The organism is Heliobacterium chlorum (assembly GCF_014502795.1).
Taxonomy (GTDB): Bacteria; Bacillota; Desulfitobacteriia; order Heliobacteriales; family Heliobacteriaceae; genus Heliobacterium; species Heliobacterium chlorum.
On record NZ_JACVHF010000048.1, the window covers coordinates 1 to 9625 of the forward strand.

Genomic DNA, 9625 nt, shown 5'->3' on the forward strand with positions numbered 1-9625 from the left:
CATTGCAATCCCTCCATCGAATTTCTCTTTCGACATAGAATTGCAATATTCCTTTAAATCCCTGTATTTACCACTAGGTTTTGCGGGTTAACGTTGTCTGATGGGGCACTAGTTTAACCTACTTTTTAAGACAGTTTAGAATAATAGACTCGTTAATATTAGCGTAACCAATATAATACCTAAGTACGTCTTTCGCTAGTTTTAGTCCTACACTTGAAAATGTAGGTCCAATTAAATCTTGAAAGTTTAATTCCTTATCTAGAATAATTTCATGTTGCATAAGTTCTAAGTACTTAATACTTTCTTTACTATGGTGTGATTCTGTAATAAAATTTGCAACTAACTTAATTAGTCCATCAATAAAATCAGATTGCATAATTAATAATTTATTCATTTCTTCGTTAGGCATTTCTGTTTCTAATAGTGCCTTGATTTCATTAAACATATTTCTCTTATTATTATACCCAGCAATCCCCCCGAAACTATATTCTAATACACACGAGGGTATATCTGAAATATTACGATGTAATACGTAATTACAGCAATCCAAAACGATCCTACTTAAACATATAGCTATTTCCAAAATTATAAACTTATGAGATGTAGAAGACTCCTGATTAAATTGCTGGTAAAAATTATTTTTTTGCAACATATTTAACAGGATTCTAAGATTAGAATGCAAAGGATTGTACCAATACCTGCCGGAAAGATAACTATATATTTTTGCATACTCATCTTTAAGTTCATCTATTATTTGATATCTTTTTTTATAATAATCCACGCTAAATAAATCATTATTATTGCTAACGTAATATATTTTTTCTAATTCCGAAAGATTTTTCTCATCGATTGCATAAATACTTAGTTTATCTAAAAATAATCTTGTATTTGAAGATATTTTCTTCTTTATTAAAAATCCTTTCGTTGCTCCTGTAAACTCCATTACTCCCTTGAGCCAATAAGCCCTCTCGGTTGCCTTTACATTTCTTCCGGATTTACAGTCAGCAATATATTTATAGGTAGCAAAATCAGAGTTTATAAGTTCACCATAAACGTCAACATCAGTCAAGTCATGGCGTTTCAGTGACTTAGTATAATCGTCAATAGAATAAGCAAGAACTGGTATTTCTATTCTACTCCAAAAACCCATTTTCCATAATATTCTTTGAAAACTAACTTTATAGGGGAAATCATTATCATCAAAAGACATCCGGTTCACCCTCGCTATAAATTTTATTTATTATACTATTTATTAACTTAGTCGACTTTTCAGATTTAATTAGAGTCTTTTTCTTTTGTAGTACGTGTTTTATGTTGTTTAAGTTACTTAGATTCGGAATATAATCATTAAATGTATACGAAGTTAAATTTTTTCTCAACTCCCACGCCTCATCTATGATACCTCGTTGAATATCGGGATGAAAATCTGAGTCAGTAAAAAGAATACGCTGAGCTAATCTAACGACATTTTTAGCATAATCTGTATCAGCCAGATAAAAACGATATCTTCCTGGGACAATTTCTTCGATTCTTCCTAAACCACAGTCTCTTAATACACCATATTGGGCTTCAATATCAGAATGTGGAGTTTTGCCAATATATTGTCTATCTAATAATGCTTGTAAAAATCTAGACGGACTTCTCAATTCCGAATAAACGGAAAATCTTTCTCCGTACCTTACAGCCGATACGACGTATCTAGCGTGCTTTAACATTTGTTTGTCTTCTACTTTTGTAAAAGGACTAAAAAGAAAATTGACTTGACCTCCAGAGGCCACTATTGCTGGTACTTGAAAAATGTTTTTATCTAATATTTCAAGTATTAAGGGGTCGTTAATTTTCAACAAGTCGAATACAGGAAACCCCGGTTTTGAATTTACTAAATTTAATAGATTTTGAATTTGTTCATCCTTATAGTTATTCATGAATGATAAAATTCTTTGGGGGTTTTCTTCCATGAACAACGGAGAAAATAGGTAAGTATCCCCGTCCGGATTTTGAAAAGTACGAAGAAGTCCGGATTGTTCACCAATTTCTAGCATTATTGAAATATCATCTTTTATATTATAGTCATTCCTAACTTTTTCAATAGGCAAGGAGTTTGATGTTAGATCATTTATAACCTGTATCATTTTCTTTTCAAATTCTACAGGGTCTTCTGTTTTCCACTTCTCTCCTAGTCTGTCGTAAGTAACCTCAAATCTATCAATTAGTACTTCTATTTTATCAGGCTTTCGTTTTGGGCCAACTATGTTAATGTAACGAATTTCATCAAGTATTTGTAATACTTGTGGAAGTTCTACGGAGGTTATTCTCAACTTTCCAGCCAATGCAACTAATCCTTCAAAAGAATCGATTACTTGTACCCCTCGAAGGTGAGAAGCAAGGCTTGCTGCTTTTCCAATTAATATTGTGCTCCCAAGATTTATGTCTAATAAGGTATCGTTATATAGGTAAAGCCCTGAGTAAATATCTAATGTTCTTGCTCCGATATCAACGTTTTTCATAAGTATCCTCCCACTAAATTACAATCACTTCTTTAGTGGGTTATTTCTATATTCTCCTTAATTATCCTTCTAGGAGTCATTAATTTTGTTGACTTCCTCCCCTACTAGAGCGATGATGTCACTGCGGCAACCGCCCACCAAGGAGGAATGAATATCGAGCAATAACCGGCTCCAACAAAAATTAAAAATTTAATTCCGCATAAGATTTTACCGTCGAAATCAACACGACAAGCATTTTGATTCATATAGCTCACATTAAGGCCCAGTGCATGATGGGCCGGGTTTTAAGGGGGAGTTTTATCGGGTGATGGCTTGTTCCTTCAATTAAAGACAGCAACGAATCAAACTCGAGTTTTCCTCGAAGGAGGTCTGTCTATCTGGAATATTGGTCTACCGAGCTCTCAATCTGAGGGAGGTTGATATTTGGACCATAATCGGAACTGCCAGTTCCCGAAAATCGAAAATGGGAAGCGTTGCTTCACGGTTGGACTATGGGTTCGAACTGGGGTGGTCTCAACAATGACCGCAAATTCTGATTCCCTGGTGGAACACGATGGCAGCGTAACCTGCAAATTATTCTAAGTAATATACTCTATAGAACGTCTTGCAGGTTTACCGTTCGGAGGCCACTTGGCGAAATCCGGCCACGTTTCCGAAACCATCGTCCATGGTGGTTTTGCCGATAAGTCAGCAGTGAACTTCACCCATAGAGAGGCCAGTCTGCCTATCAAACTAAGAGGCGACTTCGACCGCTGATCATGGAGGCCAGTTTGCCCCAACACCCAACAGCGAAGTCCGCCCAGCTATACCAGAGTCTATGTCCGACCACTTATCAAGCGAGGGTTCTTTAATCTCATGAACGTCGCTTATTTGGCATGGGCTTTTTTAGTTATCAAAGAGCGAAACAGCCCCCGTTGCCGGGGGACTGTGTTGGCGTCATTCAGCTTTTTTGGGCTTACTCATGTTTTCATTGAGCTTCTCTATGTTCTGGTTTAACCGGGCCAGTTGTTCGGCGATGGTGGCCAGGGATTCAGAGAGTTTGGGAACATCCCGTTCAAAGAACTTCCTGCCCATTAAGGTTTGATAGAATTCTGTCATTGTAATCCTCCCTGCTTTTGTTGCGAGGCAGGTACAGCTTATCTAGGACTAATTCAATAGTAAAGTTAAGTTTGGAGAGGACCGGTGTTTACCGATCCCCTACCCTTCCTATCACTGAAGTGAAACAAGATAAGCCCCAACCATCAGGAAAAGCCCCCCGATCCATCTGACCGTTGGCACATATTCCGAAAACACCAGCCACCCAACGATAATTCCAAGGAAATGAATGAGCCCTTGAGCTGGGAAAGCTGTGCTAAATGGGACCATTGTTAGCAACTTGAACCACACCGACAAAGCGAGTGTAAGTAAAACCACGCCACCAAGGATACCGGGAGACGTAGCGGCTTTGAGTAAGTTCGCAAACTCAAAACCGCCTAATCGGTCTAGCTCCAATCGGATAAGGGTCTGTCCTGCTAAAATTAGTGAGATGTTCAATAACAACAACAACCAAGCTTTTAGGCCCATCGATTCACCTGTTTCTGAGGAGCCCCTCGAATATCTTTAAGATATCCGTTCCCTGATTTAACAGAGTGTAATCATGCGATTCTTCTACACTTATCGCGGTGCTTAAACCTGACCCCAACCCGCTTTGTTTCAACGGAAAAATTGCCGACTTGCTCCAACGGTATCTCTCTATTCGAACGAACCTTCCATTGAGCTTCATTGAGTTCTGGATATTCGGTTTTACTCACTTTATCCGGCTGGTTTTTAGAATCTCGAAGGATGTAGTTTGTTAGTCGCTCTAGTTGACGGTCATTGGGCACCTCACCGACTTGTTTCACATACGCCTCAATCAGATCATCAACAGCCTTAACCCGCCATTGAACCGGCATGTGTTGGGTAGTTAAGAGGTCTACTGCTTTAGCGAATGATGCTTTATAATTCGACTCTGTAGAGAACACCATCATGCCACCTCTTTCTCTTCATTGATCTGAGCGATCCGCTGAATGGCCGAGCGAACATGCTCACTGACGGCCTGTTGTGAGATGTTCATCCAATGGGCAGCGTCCTTTTGAATGAAGTCGTTAATGAAAACGAGCTTCAACGCCTGCTTTTGCCGATGTGTCAAGTTAGCTTCTGTAATGGATTGTGCTAAGTCCAGCAATAACAAACTAGCGTCGTAATCACCTCTAAGGAAGCGGGATTCTCGGACATGGTGCAGTTGGGTAAGTAAGGCGTAGATGCCTCGTTCGCTATCTAATGGATAGGCATCATCCAATCGCCGTTCCTTTGCCGAGAAATCAATAACTTTCCCCAGTTAGGCCGCCTCCTCTTTGATGTGTAGTAGAGCATTGTCGATTAAGCAGTACAGTTCTTTCAGAGTACCCTCGTTAGTAATCTCGAAGTCAGCATCAATCTGCTCAACAAACTTTTCCGTCTCATGGTTAAACTGAGCCAGATTAATCTGCTCACCCAATCGCTTCATTCGTTGAATCCGTGTAGTCGCAGAGGAATTGATCTTCACCACATCAAAACCAGCTTCCAGCAACGAGAGGTATTCATTCCATTGGCGAAGGTCAGTGATTACGACATCATCATCTGGACCAGTTTCCCTTTCGATTTGACGTAATACGTAGTTCACCCATACGTCAGGATCGACTTCTCGCAAAGCCTGTCCGACATCTTGAAACAGAGCACGGGGTTTGCCGTCTTCATCGGCGTGTGGGAACAGTTCTTTACAGAGGTTACGAATGGCATCACCGAAGGCAAACTTTCTAAACCCGTAATGATTCACCAGATAATCGGCAGCGGCATCTTTACCGGAACGCATCTTTCCTGTCAAAGCGATTTTCATTATGCAATCTTCCTTTCAGAATGTTGTTTATCGATGGTTTCCCATTGTTTGAGAAGGTTAAGTCTTTTCGCCAACCGTTGATAATACTCGATGTCTTGTTGTGAAGAACTGTGAGACTTTCGTAGTCTGGCCATGCCATTCACGAAGGTTATGAACAACCGGGCCTCGCCTTCTGCTAACGCCAGAGCCTTCCGGTAATCAATCACTTTTGCCATCAGCACGCCCTCGCTCTTGCCACTTCGGTATAGTCTTCTTCGCGTTCAATTAATATGAAGTCAAATCCGTTCTTTCTAGCTGCGACTGCTGTGCTGCCGCTTCCTCCGAACGGGTCAAGAACGATGCCGCCGGGTGGAGTAATCAGTTTTATCAGCCATGCCATGAGGTCGACTGGTTTTACAGTCGGGTGATGGTTACGACTTTTTACCGGCTTACGCTCACGGCCGTCCATGGTGTACTTGCTGTTAATGACGCCACGGCCTGTGCCGGGATAGGTGCGCCGTTCTTGGAGGTCAATGACGTTACCTTGCCAGTCGCTGTTGCGGTCTTTCTTACTGGACTTCTTGGAGATTTCTTTGGGCGTGATGTTGAAAAACGTGCTGTACCACTCGCCATCATCAGTGGTTACGCAGTTGGCCGGGAATCGTCCTTCTTCTGTTTGGTCAGATGGAACTCGGCAGTCCCGGATGTTGACTGCACCTGTGCCGTGCTTTTCAACGTTCTCGCGAGTATTGCCCTCCATGGGCTTCCTCGCCATTATTATCGGCTCATGTGCGGGTTTGATCGATGTACCCCATCCATCCCATTGCTTGGCTAGATCGGTCGCTGGTTCGGTAATGTAATGAACGATCTTGCCCGTTTGTTCCCCTGCAAACAGCGACGAACCATACGCCCTACCATGACCATTACGCTTATCGGGTACTTCCCGTTCACCGATGATGTGACGCTCCACCCCGGCTCGCTTATCAAAGGCTTTACTGATGTCCATGCTTTTCGGGAAGCCACTGGTGTATAGCCATTCGATGACATCTCTGATTTCAAACCCAGCCATACGAAGGGCGACAGTCATCAAATCTTGGGTTCTCGTGCCGGAGAAGCACAGGATGTGGCCGCCGGGTTTGAGTACGCGAAACACTTGTCGCCAGATGGCTGGCCCCGGGACGAAGGAGTCCCAAGACTTGCCCATGAAACCTTTGGCCTGGTGGTTGTAATCCTCGCCAGCCATCCACTTTGATAGGACCTCACGGATATTCGGTTCCTTCGAAAGACCGTAAGGTGGGTCTGTTACGCAGGAGTCAATAGAGTTGTCAGGAATGGAACTTAAAATATCAAGGCAATCACCTTGGTGTACTGCATTTTCGAAATTATTTTGTTTCAAACGCGTTCCTCCTGTCTGTATTTATGAGAAATAAGCAAACCATGTTATAATTATTTAAATCCAGCCAGGAAAGGTGTTGAAACCTCAATTCTTGATATTTTGATCATACTGGGGATACCTTTTTCGCTCTTGTTCGGCGGATTCATTGCGTATAAAAACTACAATTCTCCGGAACATATTGCAAAAAGAAGATACGCCAAAGGTGAAATCACTTTTCAACAGTTACGAGAAATCCGAAAGAACATCGAGATAATGAAATAACATTAGCCTGCTTTATCCCACATCGTCTTCGGCAACTTCCCCACGGTATCCATGAGCAGTTCATAAACGTCCAGGTCCATTACATCGGCCTGGGCGTTGTTGTTTTTAGCCACTAGTTGCCGCAGGGTGGGCCGCTGTTCTCGCAGCTTCCGCATAGCCCGGTTATGACCATCGATATGAGGACCGTGGTATTCCTGTAATGAGTTCCACTTCTCGGGGTCTAATGTGCGGACAGCCTCAAACATGGAATTAACGACGTCGCAAGTTTCCTCTTGAGCACCCCGTTCCCAAATACGTTGTCTGAACACGTTCTTCACCAGAGCCTCTTCAGAAAAGTCCAGCATGAACGGCGGCATCATTACGCCTATGGGATACAGCGACCGGATGGCTTGTAGCGATTCTTCGGGGTGCTCTTTTCGAAGCTGTTCGCATCTTGCTAGTTGATCTTCCATCATCCGATGGTATAGCCAAGGATCCTTTGCTTCATTGGGAACCACAAATCCCCACGGTTTATTCACTCGGAAGCCACCAGCTATTCGGCGGTTACGAATGGTGTAGGTGATAAGATGATCATAGACCGTCTTGCTCACGCCGAGGAAAAGGAAGGTAACGGTCTCACCACGGATAGGCTCATAGGAATGACCAGCCTTGACCATGCCATTGAGAAATCGATCGGTATTGTCCATATCGTTATACTTACCCAGATACAGAGCCGATGCGAAAGCACTGGATTTCCGGCCTTTGTCGGTGGAGCGTAATGCGATCACTCGCCCGTGTTGATTTGGGGTGAACCCCTCATTAACGAAATTCTCATTGATGAAGTGTTCTATATGACGAATATCGTTAAGCCGTTCCGGTTCAAGATGTACACGTTCATTCCAGCAAATCGGATTGAGATCAATACTAAACCTTTTCAGTTTTATTACCCCTTTCTCTTCGCTCCTCATTTATCGATTCAAGATTCGCTTCAATCGCATAGGTGATTCGTTCGGCGGCCCAAGCCAAGGCAGATGCTTTGGCTAAAATAATCGGATCGGACTTATCATTTAGCACCTTGCTACGCAGGGTTTCTTCTTCAAAAAGGATCTCGTCTCGTAATGCATACAATGTTGCAAAATCATATCCCATTCGATGTTCTCCTTCCTGTATGCCCAAATCCGGCTGAGTTTCGTTCAGTTTTGTCGAGCTTTTCAGATTCTAAGAATACTGCGTCATGAAAGACCGGTTGAAATACCAATTGGGCAACACGATCGCCTTTTAAGATATCGATTGGTACATCGCCAAGGTTGATGAGAATCACGCCGATGTCGCCAATATAATCAGCATCGATAGTTCCCGGTGTGTTCAATACGGTCACGCCATGCTTTAACGCCAATCCACTACGAGGTCGTACTTGGGCTTCCATCCCCATAGGCAGTTGAAGAGCGATACCAGTGCGGACGAGGATGCGATCGCTGGGCAACAGCAACACGGATTTGAAGTTATCATTATACGGAGCCGACGCTTTTCTTGGCGATACCGCATCCAGGACATGTAGGTCAAATCCGCTGGCAAGCGGGGTTTGACGCTCAGGAATGAGGGTATTGGGATGAAGCCGTTTTACGAAAATATTCAATCCGGTCCCTCCTCCCCTGCTTGTTTCAGTTCATTAAATTGCCGCTTCGGATACTCGTAATTCTTCCGTATATCACCCCATGAGGATACCTTTGTGAAGTACCCAATCACCCGAGTCATGTAATCGATAATCGGCTCCCCACAGATGGGACAGTTTTTGCCGGTACCCAAGATAGACGTATGCCCACTGGCGCAAACCCCGAATCCATAGTTGATCGCAAAGTGTTCGACTCCCTCCGATAAGGAAATCAGGATGAGTTTCTTCATTATAAAGGGGTCGGTAATCCGTTCTTGAACATTCAGGTGCAGGATGCCTCCACCGCTTACGTGCTTCATGAAACGTCCGGTTAAGTGAATACGATCGGTTGTGCTCATGTCAGCGATTAATGGGACGTACTGGTTCGAGTACAATTCAAAGGGCTGTAGCTTCCGGTAGATTAGGCGGTCCTTTTTTGCCAATGTAACCGCTGTGCTCTCCGCAGGGATTTCCTCCGTGTTGAATGAATACCCCGTTTCTTGGCTGAAGGCCTGGGCATATTCCTCGGTCTTCTTCAGCACTTTCTCAGTGAACAATTGCCCTTCTTCACTTTCCATCGGCATCCCCATAAACTCACACATCTCATACTGACCGTGAATCCCGATAGTGGAGAACAACATGTCCAGTGAAAACCAACCAAGCGGATTAAAGAATTGAAGGAATCCCTTCTCTACCCGTCGGCGCAGAATCTCTTCCCGGTGAACCAATAGCAAATCCTTAGCCATCTGCGCTCGCCGTTCCAACAGGGTGAAGAAGTGCATTTCATTACGGGCATCTAACGCCAACCGTGGAAAGTTGATAGTCACCACCCGGTGAGAGCCAATGCTAAGACCGCCGTTCCCGAAACTGTCGGCTCGATAACTCATCCGTTCGGTATCGTTTACATAACGGCAGCACATTGCAATCTTGGAGCCCTCATTGGCGTAGATATTCAGCAC

General features: G+C 43.4%; 13 protein-coding genes. All 13 read right to left on the reverse strand.

Annotated elements, in window-relative coordinates:
* Positions 1–118: 118 nt before the first annotated feature.
* Positions 119–1210 (reverse strand): hypothetical protein, encoded by a 1092-nt coding sequence (locus H1S01_RS19075; protein WP_188041984.1) that lies wholly within the window; start codon positions 1208–1210, stop codon positions 119–121.
* Positions 1200–2507 (reverse strand): hypothetical protein, encoded by a 1308-nt coding sequence (locus H1S01_RS19080; protein ID WP_188041985.1) that lies wholly within the window; start codon positions 2505–2507, stop codon positions 1200–1202. The genes H1S01_RS19075 and H1S01_RS19080 overlap by 11 nt, the downstream gene beginning before the upstream one ends.
* 936 nt (positions 2508–3443) lie before the next feature.
* A complete protein-coding gene (locus H1S01_RS19085; protein ID WP_188041986.1) occupies positions 3444–3605 on the reverse strand; it encodes a hypothetical protein in 162 nt (53 codons plus the stop codon).
* A gap of 111 nt (positions 3606–3716) precedes the next feature.
* Complete coding sequence (locus tag H1S01_RS19090) at positions 3717–4070, reverse strand: hypothetical protein (protein WP_188041987.1); 354 nt, start codon at positions 4068–4070, stop codon at positions 3717–3719.
* Positions 4071–4141: 71 nt separating this feature from the next.
* Positions 4142–4510 (reverse strand): hypothetical protein, encoded by a 369-nt coding sequence (locus H1S01_RS19095; protein WP_188041988.1) that lies wholly within the window; start codon positions 4508–4510, stop codon positions 4142–4144.
* Positions 4510–4824, reverse strand: coding sequence for a sigma factor-like helix-turn-helix DNA-binding protein (locus H1S01_RS19100; RefSeq protein ID WP_243237445.1), 315 nt, complete (start codon positions 4822–4824; stop codon positions 4510–4512). Before H1S01_RS19100 ends, H1S01_RS19095 begins: the two co-directional genes overlap by 1 nt.
* Before the next feature lie 39 nt (positions 4825–4863).
* Positions 4864–5400: an AAA family ATPase gene (locus H1S01_RS19105; protein WP_188041989.1), complete on the reverse strand. Its 537-nt coding sequence runs from the start codon at positions 5398–5400 to the stop codon at positions 4864–4866.
* Positions 5400–5615 carry a hypothetical protein gene (locus H1S01_RS19110; RefSeq protein WP_188041990.1) on the reverse strand — a complete coding sequence of 72 codons (216 nt, stop codon included), beginning with the start codon at positions 5613–5615 and terminating at the stop codon, positions 5400–5402. The genes H1S01_RS19105 and H1S01_RS19110 overlap by 1 nt, the downstream gene beginning before the upstream one ends.
* Positions 5615–6775 carry a DNA-methyltransferase gene (locus H1S01_RS19115; RefSeq protein ID WP_188041991.1) on the reverse strand — a complete coding sequence of 387 codons (1161 nt, stop codon included), beginning with the start codon at positions 6773–6775 and terminating at the stop codon, positions 5615–5617. The genes H1S01_RS19110 and H1S01_RS19115 overlap by 1 nt, the downstream gene beginning before the upstream one ends.
* Before the next feature lie 263 nt (positions 6776–7038).
* A complete protein-coding gene (locus H1S01_RS19120) occupies positions 7039–7803 on the reverse strand; it encodes an FAD-dependent thymidylate synthase (RefSeq protein ID WP_188041992.1) in 765 nt (254 codons plus the stop codon).
* A gap of 136 nt (positions 7804–7939) precedes the next feature.
* Positions 7940–8164: a hypothetical protein gene (locus tag H1S01_RS19125; protein ID WP_188041993.1), complete on the reverse strand. Its 225-nt coding sequence runs from the start codon at positions 8162–8164 to the stop codon at positions 7940–7942.
* Positions 8154–8651, reverse strand: a complete 498-nt coding sequence (gene dut, locus H1S01_RS19130; protein ID WP_188041994.1) for a dUTP diphosphatase — start codon at positions 8649–8651, stop codon at positions 8154–8156. The genes H1S01_RS19125 and dut overlap by 11 nt, the downstream gene beginning before the upstream one ends.
* Positions 8648–9625 (reverse strand): anaerobic ribonucleoside-triphosphate reductase (gene nrdD, locus H1S01_RS19135; protein ID WP_279287045.1); only part of this gene is annotated, 978 nt, incomplete at its 5' end. The genes dut and nrdD, both read right to left, overlap by 4 nt.

Coding starts and splice junctions, on each gene's coding strand:
- H1S01_RS19080 (WP_188041985.1), bottom strand. CDS start 2,507: ATGAAAAACGTTGATATCGGAGCAAGAACATTAGATATTTACTCAGGG.
- H1S01_RS19090 (WP_188041987.1), bottom strand. CDS start 4,070: ATGGGCCTAAAAGCTTGGTTGTTGTTGTTATTGAACATCTCACTAATT.
- H1S01_RS19110 (WP_188041990.1), bottom strand. CDS start 5,615: ATGGCAAAAGTGATTGATTACCGGAAGGCTCTGGCGTTAGCAGAAGGC.
- H1S01_RS19075 (WP_188041984.1), bottom strand. CDS start 1,210: ATGTCTTTTGATGATAATGATTTCCCCTATAAAGTTAGTTTTCAAAGA.
- H1S01_RS19095 (WP_188041988.1), bottom strand. CDS start 4,510: ATGGTGTTCTCTACAGAGTCGAATTATAAAGCATCATTCGCTAAAGCA.
- H1S01_RS19105 (WP_188041989.1), bottom strand. CDS start 5,400: ATGAAAATCGCTTTGACAGGAAAGATGCGTTCCGGTAAAGATGCCGCT.
- H1S01_RS19085 (WP_188041986.1), bottom strand. CDS start 3,605: ATGACAGAATTCTATCAAACCTTAATGGGCAGGAAGTTCTTTGAACGG.
- H1S01_RS19125 (WP_188041993.1), bottom strand. CDS start 8,164: ATGGGATATGATTTTGCAACATTGTATGCATTACGAGACGAGATCCTT.